Raw genomic sequence first — 18,436 nt, forward strand, 5'->3', positions numbered from 1 at the left:
CCGCCGTGGGAGGTCATCTGGACAGGCCCAGCCCGCAGAGTCGGATCGCACCGGCTCAGGGCGCCGGAGTTGGGCTGGTCAAAGGCTCTGGCGCGCTCGGAGAGATTCGAACTCCCGACCCTCGGAATCGAAATCCGATGCTCTATCCAGCTGAGCTACGAGCGCGCGATGCGGGCCAAATCTCCCGCGTCACCGGGATACCAGACTTGGATGGCCAAGGCCAGCCTCCGCCGGACATGAACGGTCGTTCGCCGAAGCTGCCGGGCGTCCATGGATGGCGTCAGAAGCAGGGATGCCGGCGTCGGTCCTGGCCGATATAGGCCGCCGAGCTCTGGTAGCAGTGGTTGGTGGAAGGACCGTCATAGAACGCAAAGGTGCCGGGCAGCGGGCCGGGGCCATAATTGTGCAGAAAGCTGATGGCGTAGGGCAGCCCGTGGTGGTGGCGATGATGCCGATGATGGCTGCGCGCCTCGGACGTGGCCGGCACCAGGGCGGCAATTGACACGATCAAGGCGGCGGCGAGGGATGCGAGCTTGCTCACGACTTTTCTTCTCCGGAGAACGACGTCAAGGCCGGCCGTCTGGCTGATAGCCTAACGCGGAAGTGGCGGAAAGGGTGCGCAAAAGGCGATAACCCGTCAAAATTTTGGCCTTTTCCGCGTGCTTAAGAAGATCATGACAAGGTCCGGCAAGTGCCGTCGTGCATTGGGCCCGAGGCGTTGTCGCGACAGCGCCAGAAAAGACCGGGTTTGCCGTCCGATCCATGAATCGCCTGATCCCAAGCGTCGTGCTCCTGCTGGTCGCCGCTAGCCCGGCGCGTGCGGATTTGCACATTACGCGTGACCATGGTGGCTACATCGAAGAGTACAAGGCCAAGTACAGGCACGTCAGGGAAACGCGTCAGCGCGTCATCATCGACGGCATCTGCAATTCCGCCTGCACGCTCGTCTTCGGCTTCGTGCCGCTCAACAGGATCTGCGTCACGCCCAGGGCCAGCCTCGGCTTCCACCAAGCCTATTACGACAAGGCGTTCACGTTCGGCATCAAGGTCACCAGCGTGGAGGGGACGTCCGAGCTGATGTCCTATTACCCCGATTCGGTGAAGGACTGGATCCGGCGCAACGGCGGGCTCACCACCGAGATGAAGCGGATCAAGAACGGCATCGAGCTCTGGAAGATCGTCGACCCCTGTCCCGACGTCTGGTGACGGCACCGCCCGCACTGAATCTCTGTCCCAGCAGACCTCTGCCGGCAATCCGATCGCAAGCCAGTCCGGCGTCCGCGCGGCATCACCGGTCGCTGCGTAGCGCCGCGGATGCCAGGTCCCGGCTCCCAACCGCACGGCGACAAACGAAACAATCCAGCGCCAGATCGTCCCCACTACCGGGCACTGGATTGTTTCGCCAAGACCATCAGCGAAGGTGACGAGTCGCCTTCGGTCCCGAGCCAGGCAGAATCAGCGCTTGGCCTTCTTCGTCTTCTTGGCCGCTTTCTTGGTGGCCTTCTTGGCCGTCTTCTTCGCAGCTTTCTTGGCCGCCTTCTTCACGGTCTTCTTGGCGGACTTCTTGGTCGCGACCTTCTTGGCCTTGGCGGCGGCCCGCTTGGGTGCAGCCTTCTTGGAGGTCTTCTTCGCGGTCTTCTTGGCCGCTCGTCGGGCCTTAGGCGCCGTCGTGATCACCGGATCCTTCGGCGCCTCGGAGGGCATGCTGGTCTCGGTCACGGTCGGATCAGAGAGTGGAGTGTCGTCCATATCGGGTCCCCCGATTTGTTGGAAACCCTGCGACGATAGCTGGATTCTCTGTGCTGTCAAAGCGCACCCCAACTAATCACTTGTGCGCAAGCTCGCGTAGGCTGCCAGCGCGCGCTCCCGCCCGGGCTTGTGATCCACGATCGGCGCCGGGTAGGTGCGGCCGAGTTCAACCCCGGCCTCGGCGAGCTCGAGCGGCTTCGCCGCCCAGGGCTGGTGGATCAGCGTGGCCGGCAGGCGCGCCAGCTCCGGCACCCAGCGGCGGACATAGGTCCCGCGAGAATCGAATTTTTCGCCCTGCAGCACGGGATTGAAGACGCGGAAGTAGGGCGCGGCGTCGGCGCCCGATCCCGCAACCCATTGCCAACTTGCCGGATTGCTGCCCGGGTCGGCGTCGACCAGCGTGTCCCAGAACCACTGTTCGCCGAGCCGCCAGTCGATCAGAAGGTGCTTCACGAGCAGCGAGGCGACCACCATACGGACGCGGTTGTGCATGCTCCCGGTATGCCAGAGCTCGCGCATCCCGGCATCAACGATCGGATAACCGGTTCGCCCGCGCTGCCAGGCCTGCAGCGCTGAATGATCCTGGGCCCAGGGAAAGGCATCGAAGGCCGGCTGCAGATTGCGGGTCGCGAGGTCGGGATTGTTGTAGAGCAGGTGGCGGCTGAACTCGCGCCAGCCGAGCTCACTCAGGAACTTGTCGATGCCGGCGGCGGAAGCTGGACGCTCGGCGGCGGCAAATCGCGCCGCATGCCAGACTTGGCGCGGGCTGATCTCGCCGAAGCGCAGATGCGGCGACAGCCGGGAGGTCGCCTCGATGTCGGGCCGGTCGCGATCGGCGGCATAGGTCTGCACGGCCGTTTCGAGAAAGCTGGCGAGGCGCGCCTGTGCCGCGCGCTCGCCGACTTGCCATGACGCTCGCAGGCCGCCGGCCCAGTCGGGCTTGCGCGGCTCGAGCGCGAGCTCACCGATCGGCAAGCTTGCGCCGCCGGGGGCGTGCGACAGCCGGGCCGGCCGCGGCAGCGGCTTCGGCGGATCACCCAGAGCGAGCACACGCTTCCAGAACGGTGTGAACACGCGCGGGCCGCGCCCATCCTTGCCGCGCAACTCGGCCGGATCGACCAGAAGGTCATCGGGAAACACGCGTGAAGAGACGCCGATCTCGGCGAGTGCTGCTTCGACGCCGGCAGCCACGGCGCGGGGGCCGGCCTGCGCGACATCGTTCCAATACACCGCGCTGGCCCTGGTTTGGCGCGCCAGCTCGCCGAGCACCTTGGCCGCGGAGCCGCGCCGGATCACGAGCTCGGCGCCGAGCGCATGTAGTTCGGCCTCGAGTGCACGCAACGATTGCGCGAGCCACCAGCGCGCCGCGCCGCCGAGCGGACGCAACCCAGGGCTTTCCTGATCGTGGACGTAACTACAAACGATCCGAGTGCCCGACTTCGCTGCTTCATGCAACGCGGGGTGGTCAGACAGCCGCAGGCTCTCGCGAAACCATACGATGATGGGGGAGGAGGACATGATCAGGGTATCTTGTTGCCGTTTTTATCGAGAGTTCCGGTATTCTACGCTCCGGAAAATAACCGCTTTGAAACCAACTACGGGCAGTTTGAGATTCAGTTGCAGTTCCCCTGGAAGGTTTATCTCGTGTCCGTCAAATTGAAGCTCGGCACCAAGGCGCTGATTGGCGCCGTTGTCGTGATCGCCCTGAACACAGCTCTCGTGGTCGGCGCGGCGTACTGGTCGCTGTCCTCCGATTTCACGGATCGCGCCAAACGCGACATCGAAGGCAATCTGCGCACCTTCGCGCTGACGTTCACCGAAACGTTCGGCGACGCGAAAGTCAGCGTGCAGAACGGCGTCGTTACGCGCATCGAGATTCCGGCGATTCCCGAGATCAAGGATCACGCGATCGTCGATCGCGCGGTGTCCTATGTCGGCGGCAGCGCCACGCTGTTCGTGGTTGATGACAGCGGCCAGTTCGTCCGCCGCTCGACCAATGTGAAGAAGGAGAATGGCGACCGCGCCGTGGGCACCCAGCTTGCCGCGGATCATCCGGCGCAGGCGCTGCTGCGGCGCGGCGAGGCCTACAAGGGCCCCGCGACGCTGTTCGGCAAGTCGTTCATGACCGCTTATTTTCCTGTCACCAATCCGGCTGGAAAGGTGATCGGCATTCTCTATGTCGGCGTGCCCATGGCCGAGCTCGACGCCATGCTGTCGCAGGCGATGCGGACCATGGTCGTCGCCGCTGCGATCGCCGCGCTGCTGGTGCTTGGCTTGACCATGCTGGCGGTTCGCCGCGTCACCAAGCCTCTCGCCGCGGTGACCGACGCGCTCACCGCCATCGCCGAGGGCCGCGAGGACGTTGCGATCAAGTCCGATGACCGCAGCGACGAGATCGGTGAAATCGCCCGCAGCCTTGTCGTGTTCCGCAGTGCCGCGAGCGAGCGGCGCCGGATGCGCGAGGAGCAGACCGCTGCGGCCGCAGCGGCTGTCGAGCAGCGCAAGGCCGAGCTGCAGCGTTTCGTCGATTCGTTCCAGGCCAGCATCGGCGGCATCATCGAGAACGTCTTGACCTCGTCGGGCGAGTTCGAGCGCGAGGCGCGCCAGCTCACCCAGACGGCGCGGACCACCGCCGACCTGTCCGGCCACTCGGCCGGCGCGTCGGAGACCGCATCCGAGCACGTCCGCACTGCGGCTGCTGCCTCGGACGAGCTGTCCGGCTCGATCGCCGAGATCATCCGCCGCGTGCAGGAGTCCAACGCCATCGCCGCCGAGGCGGTCAACCAGGCGACCGCGACCGACCAGCGCATCAAGGAGCTGTCCGACGCCGGCAACCGCATCGGCGACGTCGTCAAGCTGATCACCTCGATCGCCGAGCAGACCAACCTGCTGGCGCTCAACGCCACCATCGAGGCCGCCCGTGCTGGCGATGCCGGCCGCGGCTTCGCGGTGGTCGCTCAGGAGGTCAAGACCCTGGCCGGCCAGACCGCCAAGGCGACGGAGGAGATCTCCAGCCAGATCGCCAACATGCAGACCGTGACCCAGGAATCGGTCGACGCCATCAAGGCAATCGGCTCGACCATCGAGCGCATCAACGGGATCGCCGCCTCGATCTCCGCCGCCGTCGAACAGCAGCGCGCCGCTACGCAGAACATCACCCAGAGCGTCCGCTCGGCCGCAACCGGCACCGCAGAGGTCGTCGAGAACATCCGCAGCGCGGCGCGCGGGGCAGGCGAGACCGGCGAAAGCTCCAACCGGATGTTCGCCTCGGCCCAGGCGCTGTCCGGCGAGAGCCTTCGGCTGAAGGCCGAGGTGCAGAAGTTCCTCGACGGCATGCGCGCGGCCTGACACGGCTGCTCACCCGTAGCGCAATCGTGGCAGGATGGTCACGATGCCCGGAAACAGCGTGAGCAGAAGCACGAAGCCGATCATGATGACGAGGTAGGGGGCGGTCACGCGCGCGATGTAGCCGAGACCGTCCTCCGTCAGGCCCTGGATCACGGACGGTGCCCGGGACGACAACAGAGATCTGCGCAAGCGTCTCAAGACATGACCTCGCATTCCCGCGGCATGATCAGCCCGAGTTCTGCTGCATGCTCACCCTCTGCAAAACGAGAGGGCGCAGGGAATGCCGGGTGAAGGCCTCACCCATGGCCCGCCTGCGAAAAAAATGCAGGCGGCAGGTACCACAGGCAAAGCCGATCAACCGGCATTCCCTGCGCGATGTCTTCACGCTTATACGCAGTCTCCCTGGTGCGCCGGGCGTGTTGGCCACCATGATCCGCGCGGCGCGTTAGCGCCGTCGCGAACGTGACACCAGCTTCGGGGTGTCAGGACGCTGCGACTTCACGTCCGCGATCATGCCGGTCGTCTGCGCGAAACGCGCGTCCGGCATGGTTCGCGGCCACCGCATCCCGCACCGACGTTCGTGACGACGCGTACGTCCCTCTGCATGGGGCAGGACGACGCGGATCATACACGATTTACGAGAAAACGAAAGAGAAAAATTCGGCCTTTTCGAAATGGGGCGGCCGACCTCCCGGCGGCGGTCAGGCGTGATTGCTGTCTCCGCGGCCAGGCTCGATCTTCTGATCCGGTCTCTGCAGGGCCGCATACACGGCGCCCAGCACGACGCTATACGCCTCGACCATCGCCAGCGAAAACAGCGCCGGGCCGGCGCCCAGGCCGAGCGACGTTGCGAACGGTCCAAGGCCGATGGCGGGAAACAACCCGATTCCGAGCAGCAACCAGCCGGCAAGCCCGAGCAGGAAGCCTTTGGCGACACCGCTGCCGCCGGGCAGGCGGTGGAAGAAGCGCCCGAACAGCAGGCCGATCAGGAAGGCTCCGTTGAGCTGCGAGAGCAACCACAGCGGCGCCCCATCATGCATCGCTCGGGCGAACAGGGGCGAGAGCGTGTCGAGAAGCGCCGTGGCGGGATCGAACTGCGGCAACAGGTGAAGCCGGCTCTTGAGCTCCATCAGGCCGATATGCGCCAGCGTCCCGCAGCCCGATGCGACCGCCGATGTCCATATCCAGCGATAGCTGCGTATCGTTGTCATCTCCTCAATTCGCCATGGCTCTGCAGTGATCCGTTGATCTCGCTCAAGCATCAAAGCTCGCCGCGCGCTTAGTTTGCGCAAACTCATCGGTGCCACGTCAAGGAGTTCTGCCATGCGATTAGATCCACGCGCGCTGGTCTTCGCGGCCGCAATCGTGACCGTCACCGCCGCACCGGGCGTTGCCCAGCCGGGCGCGGGCGGACCAGGGTGGGGCCCCGGCATGATGATGGGGCCGGGGATGATGGGCGGTCGGGGCTTCGGCTTCCTGTGCAATCCCCGCATGGCCGGATTTGCCGAATGGCGGATGTCGCAGATCGAGGCCGCCATCAAGCCGAACGACACGCAGCGGGCGCGGCTCGATGATCTCAAGGCGGCATCGGCCAAGGCCGCGGAGCTGATCACGAAGGACTGCCCGGCGACGCCGCCGGTCAAGGCGACCGACCGCCTCGCACTGGCGGAACAGCGCCTCGACACGATGCAGCAGGCGATCAAGATCGTCCGCCCGGCGTTTCAGGCGCTGTACGACTCGCTCGATGACAAGCAGAAGGCGGCCATGGACGCCAGCGGTCCGCGCAACTGGGGCTGGCATCACTGGCATTGGCCGTGGAGCGACGAGTAGCCGAGACCTGGCGCGGCAGTGGCCGCGCGTCTCGCCTTCCCGGCCGCGCGGCCGTCGACCATCGGTGTCGTCCGGGCAGGCTGGGCGCACTGAGCAGGACGGCATTTGACCGTTCACGGCCCTCGTGTTCCGGCGCGGCATGGCGTAAAGCAGCCGGATCGAAACGAGGTTTCCGGTCACTTGTCCTTTCCCACGACGAATCCGCCGCTCGCCCGCGCCCTGGCCGAGCGCAATTATGAGACTCCGACGCCCGTACAGCTCGCCGTGCTTGCACATGACGCCGTCGACCGTGACCTGTTGGTTTCGGCGCAGACCGGCTCGGGCAAGACCGTGGCCTATGGGCTGGCGCTTGCGAAGAACCTGCTCGGCGAGGCCGAGCGGTTTGCGCGGGCGACCGCGCCGCTGGCGCTGATCGTGGCGCCGACGCGCGAGCTTGCCTTGCAGGTGCAGCGCGAGCTCGCATGGCTCTATCAGCACGCCGGCGCGCGCGTCGTCTCCTGCGTCGGCGGCATGGATCCGCGCCGCGAGCAGCGCGAGCTCGAGGCGGGCGCCCATATCGTGGTCGGCACGCCCGGGCGGCTGTGCGACCATCTCCGGCGCGGGCGTCTCGACATCTCGGAATTGAAGGCCGTGGTCCTCGACGAGGCCGACGAGATGCTCAATCTCGGCTTTCGCGAGGACCTCGAGTTCATTCTCGAGACCACGCCGGAAACGCGCCGGACCCTGCTGTTCTCGGCGACCTTCCCGCGCGGCATCGTGGCGCTGGCGAAGCAGTATCAGGACGACGCGTTCCGGATCGAGGTCGAGGGCGACGAAGGCGGGCATGCCGACATCGAGTACCGCGCCATCCGCATCGCCGCCGACGATGTCGAGCACGCGGTCGTCAACGTGCTGCGCTTCTACGAGTCGCCGAGCGCGATCGTATTCTGCAACACCCGCGAGAAGGTGCGCCATCTGCAGGCGGCGCTGCTGGAACGCGGCTTTTCCGTCGTCGCGCTGTCGGGTGAGCTGACCCAGAACGAGCGAACCACGGCGCTGCAGTCGCTGCGCGACGGGCGCGCGCGGGTGTGCGTGGCAACCGACGTCGCAGCACGCGGCATCGATCTCGCCAAGCTCGACCTCGTGGTCCACGCCGAGCTGCCGAACGATCCCGAGGTGATGCAGCATCGCTCGGGCCGCACCGGCCGCGCCGGCCGCAAGGGCGTGAGCGTGCTGCTGGTGCCGCCGGCGCGGCGGCGGCGGGCGGAAACGCTGCTGAACCTCGCCGGCATCGAGGCCGCGTGGGGCGCGGCGCCGCAAGCTGATGAGATCCGCAAGCTCGATCAGGAGCGCATGCTCCACGACCAGGTGTTCACCGAGGAGACGACGGCGGAGGATCTGGCGCTCGCGCAGGCGCTGCTGGCGGAGCGGTCGGCCGAGGACATCGCCGCCGCATTGGCGCGGCTCTATCGCGCGCGGCTGCCGTCACCCGAGGACATTCTGGATCCGGGTCAGGATCGCGGCCGTGCGCGGGAGGATCGCGGTCGCGACACCGCCAGGCCGGCGCGCGGCGAGGAGCGGCCGCCGGCGCCCCGAACGAAGACAGGAAAGCCGTCGGCGCGCCACGGCATGGGCGAGCCGAGCGTCTGGTTCCGGGCGGCGATCGGGCGCAGGAAGAATGCGGAAGCGCGCTGGCTGCTGCCGATGATCTGCCGCCGCGGCGGCATCGACAAGCACGACATCGGCGCCATCAAGATCCAGGACACGACGACCGAGTTCGAGATCGCCGCGCGCGTCGCCGACGCTTTCACTGCGAACATCCGCCGTCCCGACAAGGAGGACAATATCCGGATCGAGCCGCTGGCGGGCGCGCCCTCGGGGCAGGCCTCGCCGGACAAGCCGCGCGCCGGCAAGCGGCCGCCGCGGCGCGAGGCGGACGAGACGGCCTACCATCCGCTGCAGCGCGATGAGCCGCGCGGGGGCAGGGACGCCAAGCCGCGTGGCAAGCCGCATCGCGAGGGGCCGGCGAAACCCGGCCAACAGCCGGCGTTCGCGAACAAAAAGCAGCATCGCGACAAGTCCAGCCACGGCGGACAGACGTATTCAGACAGACCCTCGCGGGCCAAGGCGCCGGGTGGAAAGAAGGCCAAGGCCAAGCGCCGCGGCTGATCGGCCCGGCCCGGGCGGGGGCTGCCGTCGCTCCGCGTGATCGGCAGGTGAGCTACCAGGGAGGAGCCGCGCATGAGCCGGTACGCCGTTCTGTATTTCGCGACACTGGCCGTGCTGCTCGGCTTCGACATCCCGTTCCTGAGCGTCGTCGCCAGGGGCTTCTTCCAGTCGCAGGTCGGCGAGATGCTGGGCGAGATCCGCCCCGTGCCGGCGGTGCTGTTCTATCTGCTCTATGTCGTGGGCGTGCTGATCTTCGTCAGCGGGACGGCCGACGCGACATGGCGCTCGACCTTGCTCTACGGCGCGCTGTTTGGGCTGTTCTGCTACGCGACCTTCGAGCTGACGTCGCTGGCGATGCTCAAGCAATGGACCTGGGCGGTGGTGGCGGTCGACATCAGCTGGGGCGTGTTCGTCACTGCGGTGTCGGCGACACTCGGGCTGCTGATCGCGGACTGGGCGACGCCACGGGGCTGAAGTGGCGTCGGCCCGAAGCGCTCAGAGTTCGAGCCCAGTCTATCGAGATCCCGGGTCCGCCTCTGCGAGGCGTCCCGGGATGACGTCGTTAAACGTCGTTTGCCGCCGTCACTTCGGCTGCGGCACCACGCGCAGATACGGCTTCGGCGCCTTCCAGCCGTTCGGATAGATCGTCTTGGCCTCGTCGTCGGACACCGAGCCGGCGATGATGACGTCCTCACCCTGCTTCCAGTCGGCGGGGGTGGCGACGCGATGCTTGGAGGTGAGCTGCAGCGAGTCGATGACGCGGAGAATTTCCTGGAAGTTGCGCCCGGTGGTCATCGGGTAGACCAGGATCAGCTTGATCTTCTTGTCGGGCCCGATGATGAAGACGTTGCGGACGGTCTGGTTGTCGGCCGCGCTGCGCTTGGACGGATCCCCGGAGATCGCCGCCGGCAGCATGTCGTAGAGCTTGGAGACGTTGTAGTCGGTGTCGCCGATCATCGGGTAGTTCGGCGCGGCACCCTGCGTCTCGCGAATGTCCTCGGACCACTTGGCGTGGTTCTCCACCGGGTCGACCGACAGGCCCATCAGCTTGACGCCGCGCTTGTCGAACTCCGGTTTCAGCCGCGCCAGCGCGCCGAGCTCGGTGGTGCAGACCGGGGTGAAATCCTTCGGATGCGAGAACAAGAGGGCCCAGCTGTCGCCGATCCAGTCGTGGAATTTGATCTTGCCTTCGGTGGTTTGCGCCTCGAAGTCCGGGGCAGTGGAGCCGATCTGGAGAGCCATGGCAGTCCTCAATTCATTGCAGTGGCGGAAATAAATTCTTCTAAACACTATAGGAAATACTGCTCCTCAAGGGAACTGTCTCACGAGAAAGAGAAAAAGATTTCTCTGGAACTCACGGAGCCAACAACTTCTTTTGAGTTCCCGGGCTGCGACGAAACATCCGTGAGACGACCGGTTGCCCAGATTTCGCCATCTGGCGGTCGCAACACGCCGCCCCCTGACGGCCCTCGGCATTGAACCGTGATCGAGGTCACTGCGGCAAATCGGCAACCGATACAAAAACCCACAGCAGCGTTTCGAACCGTTAACCACTCGTTCAGACGCGCGCCGACAAGGTGGGTCAACACAGCAACTGAGAAGAGAACATGGCTACCTCTGCACCAAAAACCATCGGCATCGATGGTCTCGAACCGTCCTCCTGTGAGACCGCTGCTTTCGCGCTCGGCATCGTGCGCGACGGCGTGATCACCGGTGAGGGTCCGACCACCGCGGGACGCGTGCATTTCTCCCGGGTGCTCGATGCCGATGACGCGGCCTGGTGCGCGCGCATCCTGACCGCCGCTGCGGTGAACGATGCACCGGTGAGCCGTGCCGAAGCCGAGGCCCTGTTCGCGATCGACCAGGCCGCGACCGAGCGCAATGATGACGGCCGGTTCGAGGACCTGCTCGCCAAGGCGATTGCGCATCACACCGCCTCCGCATCCGGCCTGCCGGTGCCGCCGCGCAGCGTCGCGCTGGCCGCCGAGACCGACATCGCGAGCTGGGCGCCGGCCAATGCGCGCGGCGTCCGCACCGACGTGCTGGAATGGGTCGCCAAGCAGATGCGCGGCAAGCGCCAGGGCAACCGCGTCCTGAGAGCCATGGTCGCGACGCTCGTCGGCGTCACCGTGCTGCCGCTGGCGCAACTGCCGTCGATGATCGACATCGGGATGTAGGCGCAGCACGCCTCATCCACGAGACCGAGTTCGAGGAGCGCGATGACATCATCGCGCTCTTTTCTTTTCGGCGTATGCGTGGCGTGCGTCGGCTCCTGTAGGCGCAGACCCGCTGCTTGACGAGGCGGACCGGTGGCATTGAAATACTCCGCTGGCGCCGGTGCACCTGCCGTGATTGCGCAGATCGGGGGATATCGTGGAGATCGTGATCCGAAGCCTCGAAGCTTGGCTTTTTGGCTTCGTATGTGCGCTGCCCTACATCTGGAACAGGCGTTACGTTCCGCGGGTGCTCCTGAGCGCGTTCGCGCCGATCCTGTTCCAACTATGGCTGTTGTGGAATCTCAAGGGAGCCTGGTTCGCGGTCGCGCGGGACTTCGCGTTCTCTGGCGATCTTGTGCTGGAAATCTTAGGAGGGATTTGCGCCGCACAGGTGAGGCTTATTCTGGCGCGCTGGGGCTTACAGACCTCGAACGATCGAGGTCTCATCGATCGTTTGCGGAGTTTGCACTCGGTGGTGCTAATGTTGCTGTCGCTCGCTGCTGCTGCCCTGGCGACATACCTCATGCTCGAGTGGACATCCGGGTTCGAATGGCAGCCCTACATCGCGATCGTGATTGCGATCATGTCTGTCGCCATTTGTCTGGCGTGGCTCTATCGGCTCAACACGATCGCGTTTGTCTGGACCGGGGCCGCGGGCGGCTATCTCGGCAGCTTTGTCGCGGCCGTGCATCGCGAATGGGACATCATCACGGCAACTGCGAGTCGCCAGCACTATGATTATGCAATCGAGATGCTCATGATTCCGGAGTACTTCCTATTTGCTGCGGCCGGCGCGCTCGCAGCGGGACTGATGATCGGCTTCTCGTTCGTTGCGCTCAGACTGCAGCGCATGCGGACCACGATAGCTGTCCGTGCGTCTGGCTAGACGAGTGTTTCCTTAGAACCGACGGTGGTTGCTGGGTTGAGCTCTCGCCGTCTCCACGGCTGTCATGCTCCGCGAAGGTGGAGCATCCAGTAGTCCGCGGCAGAAGATATTGAACCGAGACGTCACGGCGTACTGGATCGTCCGCCTTCGCGGACGATGACAGCGGGGGTCTGCACGTCCATATCAATATGGCCAGGACTTTGGAAACGGTCGTCTAGTGCCAATGCGAATTTGCAAGGCGGAAGGAGCCTTTGACCTAGCAAACAAGAATGCCCCGCTTTCACGGGGCACTAAGTCTTTTGGTCTTGGACGGGCGTCGCAACGCCTGACTACTTCGCCGCCGCCTTCTGCTTCGGCGCTTCCTCGTCCAGGCCCACGGTGCGGCCGGGGAAGCCGGCGACGTCGAAATAGCGCTGGGTGCCGACGCGCTGCAGCTTCAGCACGGTCCGCAGGCCGCCGGCGGCCGGGTCCGACTTGATGACGTCCGACGTCGCCTTGGGCGTTGTGCCGTTCGGCATCGCCTCGGTCATGATGCGGCCGATCAGCTTGCCCTTCGGTGCGACCTTGAGGTCGAGCAGCTTCGCCGCGGTGATGCCGACATCGGCATTGCTGACGGGCAGGGGATCGACGAAGCCGGCCTTGAAGTCGGGTCCGATGGCCGCCATGAAGTTGTAGGTGTCGCCGCGGCCGAACGAGCCATGCATGCCCTGGCCCTGGCGCAGCACGGTGTCGGCGACCTCGACCTGGCAGTTGGACGGCTGGTCGCAGTCCGGCGCGACGTAGGAGCGGAAATTGACCACGATCGCCGGGTGCGGCGTCACCGCCTTGCCCTGCAGGTTGATCCGCGACAGCGGCAGCGTGCCGGGAATCTCGCCGAGCTTGTCGTCGACGAAGATGCCGGAGACGTAGTCCTGCGCCAGCAGCGCCTTGACGGTACGGCGGGCGAGCTTCCTGTCGTTGTTGGGCAGATAGATCAGGTCGGAGCCGCCATTCGTGGCGACGACGAGGTCGGGCTTGGCAGGATCCTTGCCGAGCACGCCGTTGCCGGCCTTCGGGTGCTTGCCCTCAGATACGGCCGCGTTCTTGTCGTTGGGATCGAACAGCGGCAGATCGAGCGCCTTGGCGAGGTCGATCGCCAGGAAGCCCATCGGCAGGAAATCCTTCGGCGTGTCGTCGTAGCCGACCTTGGCCGACGGGCTCGTCTTGCTCTCCTTGGAGATGGTCGAGAAGCCGTGGTCGGCCTGGACCATGATGTTGGTCGAGGCGGCAAGCCCGAGATCGTCGAGCGCCTTGCGCAGCGCCGCCAGATTGTCGTCGGCATTCCTGATGCCGGCCATCGAGGTCGGGCCGTTGATGCCCGGCGTGATGGTGTTGAGGCTGTCGCCGTGATTGTGCTGGCTGCCGTCCGGGTCGCGCGACCAGAACACCAGAACGAACGGCTTGTTGCGGGCCTTGAACATCGGCAGCACCGCCTTGGTGGCGACGTCGACCATGTAGGCCTGCTGCGCGACGTTGGCCGAGGTCGTGCCTGGCGTCTTGGCGTCGCCCGCCTTTCCGTTGTCGCCGCGCGACGGCGTCGCCAGCGGCAGGCCGGCCTTGGTCATGGCGTCCTTGACCTCGTCGGTCACCGGCACGCCATTCTTGTTGCCGGTGGAGTCGTCGATCACGATCGAGGAGGTCGCGCCGGGCTTGCAAGGGCAGCTGGTGTGGTCGAACAGATAGGTCGGGCCGAGCTTGCCGATCGCGGCGGTCGAATAACCGGCCTTGCGGGCAAGCTTCAGGATCGTGTCCTCGTTGAGGTAGTCGCCGTTGAAATGCTCGTCGATGTCGCCGAGCACGGCGTCGTTCTCGATGAAGGGCACGACGGTATCGCCGGCCGGCGCCGAGGTGTAGCCCGTGAAGATCGTGTTCGAGAATGTGCCGGTGTCGCCGAGATAGTGGCCGGTCGCCATGGCCGAGCCGTTGGCCATCGTGAAGGTCGGAAACAGCGAGTGCGAATTCTTGAAGTTGACGCCCTTGTCGCGGACGGCGGCCATGGCCGGGGCGGTCTCCGGCGTCACCTTGAGCGCACGCAGGCCGTCGGGAATGAACAGGATGAGATTATGGGGGGTGGCGTTCTGCGCAAATGCGGCTCCGGACGACAGCAAGGTCAGTCCGGCGCACAGCAGCACGAGCGGGCGGCGCATTGAAAACTCCTGAAGGCATTCGGCGGAATCGCGGCGTCTCGCCGCAGGGAAGAGCTTTAGTTTTGCCGGGTGACAGTTTTGTTACAAGAGGCTCGGAGGCCGCCGGCAGCGCTCAGGACAGGATTTTCTTGCGGCGGGCTCGTCGGTGGCAGGAACTAGGGTATGGCTTTCTGGTTGTCGGCTCACAATCAACAGGAGCACACCATGCCTGCCGACAAAGACCTCAACGAGCTCTTCCTCGATACCCTCAAGGACATCTACTACGCCGAGAAGCAGATCCTGAAGACGCTGCCGAAAATGGCCAAGGCGGCGCAGTCGGAGAAGCTGGCGGCGGCGTTCGAGAAGCACCACGACGAGACCGAAGGCCAGATCGAGCGGCTCGAGCAGATTTTCGAGCTGATCGGCAAGCCCGCCCGCGGCAAGAAGTGCGATGCGATCGAGGGCATCATCGACGAGGGCAAGGAGATCATGGACGAGTACAAGGGGACACAGGCGCTCGACGCCGGCCTTCTTGCTGCAGCGCAGGCGGTCGAGCACTACGAGATGTCGCGCTATGGCACCCTGAAGGCCTGGGCCCTCAAGCTCAACCTGCCGAAAGCCGCCAAGCTGCTCGACCAGACGCTGAATGAAGAGCGGAAGACCGACGAGACGCTGACCAAGATCGCTGAGACCGCGGTCAACTACGAAGCTGCGGCCTGATCGTCAGGTCGATCGTCGTGACCACAACGCCGCCGCCGGCGTGCCACCAGCGCCGGCGGCGTCGTCACGAGTCGCACCTTTGGAGGCTGGTTGGAGCCTGCCAAGGTGCCGACCTCGATCTTCTCCCGCCGGTTGCGTCTTTCCCTGCGTTCTGACGAAGCAGGGGCTGCAAGTCGGTCGCTGCCTATCGGATGGTTCCGATCCCGGCCAGGATGAGGTCGATGCCGGCAAGAAACTGCTCGCGGTCGTCGTGCTCGCGCAGGTCCGTCGCCACGCGATGGGCGAACGGGTACTTGGCGGAATCGAGCTGCGCCCATTGCGCGGCGACCGATCCGAGGAACGCCGCGCGGTCCGTCTCGCGCGGCAGCAGGCGGGCGTTCGCGGCGTTCTGCCCGGCCACGCCGAGGATGTAGTTCACCAGCGCAGACGCGGCATCGAACAGGGCTCTTTCGGGGACACCGAGCGTCTGGAGCCGTCCGCCGACGCTTTCCACGATCTGCAGCATCGCGGACCGCCACGGTTCACGGAAAAGCTGGGCGCCGACCCACGGGTGGGCGTCGATCGCATCGAACACCCCGAGCGCAACGGCACGGATTGCCTGTCGCGGCTCGGCATCGCCGCCGACGCCGGTCATGACGCGGGCAATGACGTCATCGGTGGCCGCTGCGAGCAAGTCGCTCTTGTTGGCGACGTGCCAGTAGATCGCCCCGCTCCCGGTTGCCAGCCGAGCCGCGAGCGCGCGGAAGGTCAGAGCGCTTTCGCCGCCGGCGTCCAGGATCTCGATCGCCGCCTCGACGATCTTCTCCTTCGAGAGCGCGTCCGCGCGCCGTTCCGTCCGTATTGATCTGGTCGCCATGACCATCATCTTGACATGATTGGAACGTTGTTCCAATCCGGTTTTGTGGAACGGTGTTCCAGGCCGGTTGAAAGGCAGATGATGACGACACCCGTCACGATCGTCGGTGCGGGCCTCGGTGGCCTCACGCTCGCACGCGTCCTCCATGTCCACGGCGTCCCGGCGACGATCTATGAGGCGGAGCCGTCCGCGGAAGCTCGGACGCAAGGCGGCCAGCTCGATATTCACGAGCACGACGGGCAACGTGCCCTCGCAGACGCCGGCCTCATCGACGCGTTCCGTGCGATCATCCATGACGGCGGCGCGGCTTCGCGCGTGCTCGACCCACATGGCACGGTGCTGCTCGCACAGGCCGATGACGGTCGACGCCCCGAGGTGTTGCGCGGCGATCTGCGGCGGCTTCTTCTCGATTCCCTTCCAGATGAGACGATCCGGTGGGGCAAGAAGCTGACCGGCGCCCTGCCTCTCGGCGACCACAGGCATGAACTGAGATTCGCGGACGGGTCGAGCGTGGTCACGAGCCTCCTGGTCGGCGCCGACGGCGCCTGGTCGAAGGTTCGGCCGCTGTTGTCGGCCGCCAAGCCGGAATATGTCGGCACGACGTTCATTGAGACCTACCTGCATGACGCCGACGAGCGGCACACCGCGGCGGCCGAGGCGGTCGGCGGCGGCGCATTGTTCGCGCTCGCTCCGGGACAGGGGATCTGCGCGCACCGTGAGGCAGGACAGGTTCTTCACGCCTACGTCGCGCTGAACCGCTCCGCCGAGTGGATCGCCGGCATCGACTTCATGGACGCTGCCGCCGCGACGGCGCGAATTGCGGCCGAGTTCGACGGATGGGCGCCTGCGCTCACCGCGCTGATCACCGACGGCGAAACCCCGCCGGTCCCGCGCATGATCCACACGCTTCCGAACGACCATCGGTGGGACCGTGTGCCTGGGGTGACGCTTCTCGGTGATGCCGCGCACCTGGCGCCGCCGGCGGGCGAGGGCGCGAACCTGGCGATGTTCGACGGCGCCGAGCTCGGCAAGGCGATCGCTGCCCACCCCGGCGACATCGAAGCGGCACTCGCCATCTACGAAGCAGCGCTATTCCCGCGCAGCTCGTCGGCGGCCGCAGGCGCGCATCAAATCCTCAAGCTCTGCCTCGGCGACAGCGCACCATTCGGGCTCGTCGACTTCTTCAACGGTGCCCTGGAGAGGTAGGGCGGGCTCCCGCCTTCGTCACCGTGCCCACCGCCATCACATCGATGTCAGATCGCTGCGGCCAGCGCCGCGATCAGCGCTGGCGGCGTTGCCACAAGTCCAACCTTGAGAAACTGCCAAGCTGACACTTCGATCTTTTCGCGCCGCAAGGCGGTCAGCCACAGGATGGTGGCGAGCGAGCCGGTCACCGAGATGTTGGGGCCGAGATCGACGCCGATCAAAATCGCGCGGATGACCTCATGCGGCAGGTGGTCGCTGGCGGCGACCGAGCCGGCGACCAGTCCCACCGGAAGATTGTTGGCAATGTTGTCGGCCACCGCAGTGATCAGGCCGGCCGCCCAGGCCGTACCGACGGGCGAGCCGGCCACGCCCTGATGCAGCCAGGCGCTGAGCTGGCCGATCGCTCCGGCGCGATTCAGACCCTCGACCATCACGAACAGGCCGGCGACCAGGGGCAGCACGCCCCAGGACACACCTTTGATGGTCGGCCAAGGCGATTGCCGGCTGACCAGCAGGATCGCGGTCGCCGTGACGACGCCACAGACGAAGGTCGGCAGGCCGAGTTGCACGTCGAGCGCCGAGGCAGTCAGAAGCACCGCTGCGATGGCGCCGATCCCGAACGCGGCGAGCCGGCCCTCGCGGCTCAGGTGCGGCTTCTCGACATCGGTGCGCAGCGTCTCCTCACGGAGCGCGCGGCGCTGGGTCAGCCACAGCGCGACATAGGTCAGGGCGATCGCGGCCATCGAGGGCAGGGTGAACTGGCGCAGCCATTCGGTGAGATGCGGCATGCGTTCGCCGAACACGACCAGATTGGCCGGATTGGAGATCGGCAGCACGAAGCTCGCGGCATTGGCGATGAAGGCGCAGACGTACAGATAGGGCAGCGGCGAGGCGCCGGCGGCGCGGGTGGCGGCATAGACGGCCGGCGTCAGCACGATCGCGGTGGCATCGTTGGAGAGCAGCACGGTGACCAGGGTGCCGACCGCATAGACCAGCAGGAACAGGAGCTGCGGCGAGCCGCGCGCATGCTCCACCGCATAGGCCGCCAGATAGTCGAACAGGCCCTCGCGGCGCGCCAGCTCGGCAATCAGCATCATGCCGATCAGGAACAGATAGACGTCGACGCCCTTGCGGATGCCGGTGAGCGCTTCAGCGACGGGCAGCAGGCCGAGCGCGACCAGCAGGATCGCGCCGGCGACGGCCCACACGGCCTCGGGCAGCCGGAAGGGGCGGATGATGACGCCAGCGGTGGCGGGAATGATGATGGCGTAGGCGAGCCAGGTATCGTGCAGGGACATGATCAGGGATCGAT

The 18,436-nt window shown here is 65.8% G+C and carries 17 protein-coding genes, 1 tRNA gene and 1 pseudogene; 9 read left to right on the forward strand and 10 right to left on the reverse strand.

Going from position 1 to position 18,436, the window contains the following annotated elements:
• Positions 1-88: 88 nt before the first annotated feature.
• Together ACQR0U_RS22205 and ACQR0U_RS22210 are read right to left on the reverse strand one after the other, a co-directional pair.
• Positions 89-165 (reverse strand) — tRNA-Arg (locus tag ACQR0U_RS22205).
• Positions 166-280: 115 nt separating this feature from the next.
• Positions 281-541: a hypothetical protein gene (locus ACQR0U_RS22210; RefSeq protein ID WP_315827860.1), complete on the reverse strand. Its 261-nt coding sequence runs from the start codon at positions 539-541 to the stop codon at positions 281-283.
• 221 nt (positions 542-762) lie between these two features.
• On the opposite strand from ACQR0U_RS22210, the gene ACQR0U_RS22215 reads away from it, so the two are divergent.
• On the forward strand, positions 763-1,206 hold the full coding sequence (locus ACQR0U_RS22215; RefSeq protein ID WP_316165043.1) for a hypothetical protein: 444 nt from the start codon (positions 763-765) through the stop codon (positions 1,204-1,206).
• 249 nt (positions 1,207-1,455) lie between these two features.
• Here ACQR0U_RS22215 and ACQR0U_RS22220 read toward each other — a convergent pair whose 3' ends face one another.
• Positions 1,456-1,749 (reverse strand): histone, encoded by a 294-nt coding sequence (locus ACQR0U_RS22220; RefSeq protein WP_315754804.1) that lies wholly within the window; start codon positions 1,747-1,749, stop codon positions 1,456-1,458.
• A gap of 72 nt (positions 1,750-1,821) precedes the next feature.
• Positions 1,822-3,267, reverse strand: coding sequence for a cryptochrome/photolyase family protein (locus ACQR0U_RS22225; RefSeq protein ID WP_315754802.1), 1,446 nt, complete (start codon positions 3,265-3,267; stop codon positions 1,822-1,824).
• 126 nt (positions 3,268-3,393) lie between these two features.
• Here ACQR0U_RS22225 and ACQR0U_RS22230 point away from each other — a divergent pair, with 126 nt between their 5' ends.
• Positions 3,394-5,097: a methyl-accepting chemotaxis protein gene (locus ACQR0U_RS22230; protein WP_315717688.1), complete on the forward strand. Its 1,704-nt coding sequence runs from the start codon at positions 3,394-3,396 to the stop codon at positions 5,095-5,097.
• Between the two features lie 9 nt (positions 5,098-5,106).
• Here the strand turns inward: ACQR0U_RS22230 and ACQR0U_RS22235 are convergent.
• Together ACQR0U_RS22235 and ACQR0U_RS22240 are read right to left on the reverse strand one after the other, a co-directional pair.
• Positions 5,107-5,250: pseudogene (locus ACQR0U_RS22235) on the reverse strand (C4-dicarboxylate ABC transporter permease); the annotation flags it as partial.
• Positions 5,251-5,798: 548 nt separating this feature from the next.
• The gene (locus ACQR0U_RS22240; protein WP_316170841.1) at positions 5,799-6,422 is read right to left on the reverse strand and encodes a DUF6789 family protein; all 624 of its coding nucleotides are present in this window, start codon (positions 6,420-6,422) and stop codon (positions 5,799-5,801) included.
• On the opposite strand from ACQR0U_RS22240, the gene ACQR0U_RS22245 reads away from it, so the two are divergent.
• The 3 genes from ACQR0U_RS22245 to ACQR0U_RS22255 all read left to right on the forward strand — a co-directional run bounded on the left by ACQR0U_RS22245 (position 6,421) and on the right by ACQR0U_RS22255 (position 9,549).
• Positions 6,421-6,927, forward strand: a complete 507-nt coding sequence (locus ACQR0U_RS22245) for a Spy/CpxP family protein refolding chaperone (protein ID WP_316175958.1) — start codon at positions 6,421-6,423, stop codon at positions 6,925-6,927. The two genes, ACQR0U_RS22240 and ACQR0U_RS22245, sit on opposite strands and share 2 nt — an antisense overlap.
• 180 nt (positions 6,928-7,107) lie before the next feature.
• Positions 7,108-9,075: a DEAD/DEAH box helicase gene (locus ACQR0U_RS22250; protein WP_316186248.1), complete on the forward strand. Its 1,968-nt coding sequence runs from the start codon at positions 7,108-7,110 to the stop codon at positions 9,073-9,075.
• Positions 9,076-9,147: 72 nt separating this feature from the next.
• Positions 9,148-9,549: a DUF2177 family protein gene (locus tag ACQR0U_RS22255; protein WP_315717693.1), complete on the forward strand. Its 402-nt coding sequence runs from the start codon at positions 9,148-9,150 to the stop codon at positions 9,547-9,549.
• 108 nt (positions 9,550-9,657) lie between these two features.
• Here the strand turns inward: ACQR0U_RS22255 and ACQR0U_RS22260 are convergent, their stop codons facing one another.
• Positions 9,658-10,317 (reverse strand): peroxiredoxin, encoded by a 660-nt coding sequence (locus ACQR0U_RS22260; protein ID WP_315717694.1) that lies wholly within the window; start codon positions 10,315-10,317, stop codon positions 9,658-9,660.
• A 365-nt stretch (positions 10,318-10,682) separates the two neighbouring features.
• Between ACQR0U_RS22260 and ACQR0U_RS22265 the strand changes: the two genes are divergently transcribed.
• Both ACQR0U_RS22265 and ACQR0U_RS22270 read left to right on the forward strand, forming a co-directional pair.
• Positions 10,683-11,252, forward strand: a complete 570-nt coding sequence (locus ACQR0U_RS22265; RefSeq protein WP_316170839.1) for a hypothetical protein — start codon at positions 10,683-10,685, stop codon at positions 11,250-11,252.
• A 196-nt stretch (positions 11,253-11,448) separates the two neighbouring features.
• Positions 11,449-12,177, forward strand: coding sequence for a hypothetical protein (locus tag ACQR0U_RS22270; RefSeq protein WP_315827866.1), 729 nt, complete (start codon positions 11,449-11,451; stop codon positions 12,175-12,177).
• Between the two features lie 329 nt (positions 12,178-12,506).
• Here ACQR0U_RS22270 and ACQR0U_RS22275 read toward each other — a convergent pair whose 3' ends face one another.
• Positions 12,507-14,363 (reverse strand): alkaline phosphatase family protein, encoded by a 1,857-nt coding sequence (locus ACQR0U_RS22275; RefSeq protein WP_434872251.1) that lies wholly within the window; start codon positions 14,361-14,363, stop codon positions 12,507-12,509.
• A gap of 204 nt (positions 14,364-14,567) precedes the next feature.
• Here ACQR0U_RS22275 and ACQR0U_RS22280 point away from each other — a divergent pair, with 204 nt between their 5' ends.
• Entirely contained in the window at positions 14,568-15,062 is a 495-nt protein-coding gene (locus ACQR0U_RS22280; RefSeq protein WP_315737676.1) for a ferritin-like domain-containing protein, read from the forward strand.
• A 184-nt stretch (positions 15,063-15,246) separates the two neighbouring features.
• Here the strand turns inward: ACQR0U_RS22280 and ACQR0U_RS22285 are convergent, their stop codons facing one another.
• Positions 15,247-15,927, reverse strand: coding sequence for a TetR/AcrR family transcriptional regulator (locus tag ACQR0U_RS22285; RefSeq protein WP_316165047.1), 681 nt, complete (start codon positions 15,925-15,927; stop codon positions 15,247-15,249).
• A 72-nt stretch (positions 15,928-15,999) separates the two neighbouring features.
• Here ACQR0U_RS22285 and ACQR0U_RS22290 point away from each other — a divergent pair, with 72 nt between their 5' ends.
• Positions 16,000-17,124 (forward strand): FAD-dependent oxidoreductase, encoded by a 1,125-nt coding sequence (locus tag ACQR0U_RS22290; protein WP_434872257.1) that lies wholly within the window; start codon positions 16,000-16,002, stop codon positions 17,122-17,124.
• A 47-nt stretch (positions 17,125-17,171) separates the two neighbouring features.
• On the opposite strand, the gene ACQR0U_RS22295 is transcribed toward ACQR0U_RS22290, so the two are convergent.
• The gene (locus ACQR0U_RS22295; RefSeq protein ID WP_434872252.1) at positions 17,172-18,422 is read right to left on the reverse strand and encodes an arsenic transporter; all 1,251 of its coding nucleotides are present in this window, start codon (positions 18,420-18,422) and stop codon (positions 17,172-17,174) included.
• Positions 18,423-18,436: the final 14 nt, after the last annotated feature.

This window comes from Bradyrhizobium sp. HKCCYLRH3097, from assembly GCF_051167875.1.
Taxonomy (GTDB): domain Bacteria; phylum Pseudomonadota; class Alphaproteobacteria; order Rhizobiales; family Xanthobacteraceae; genus Bradyrhizobium.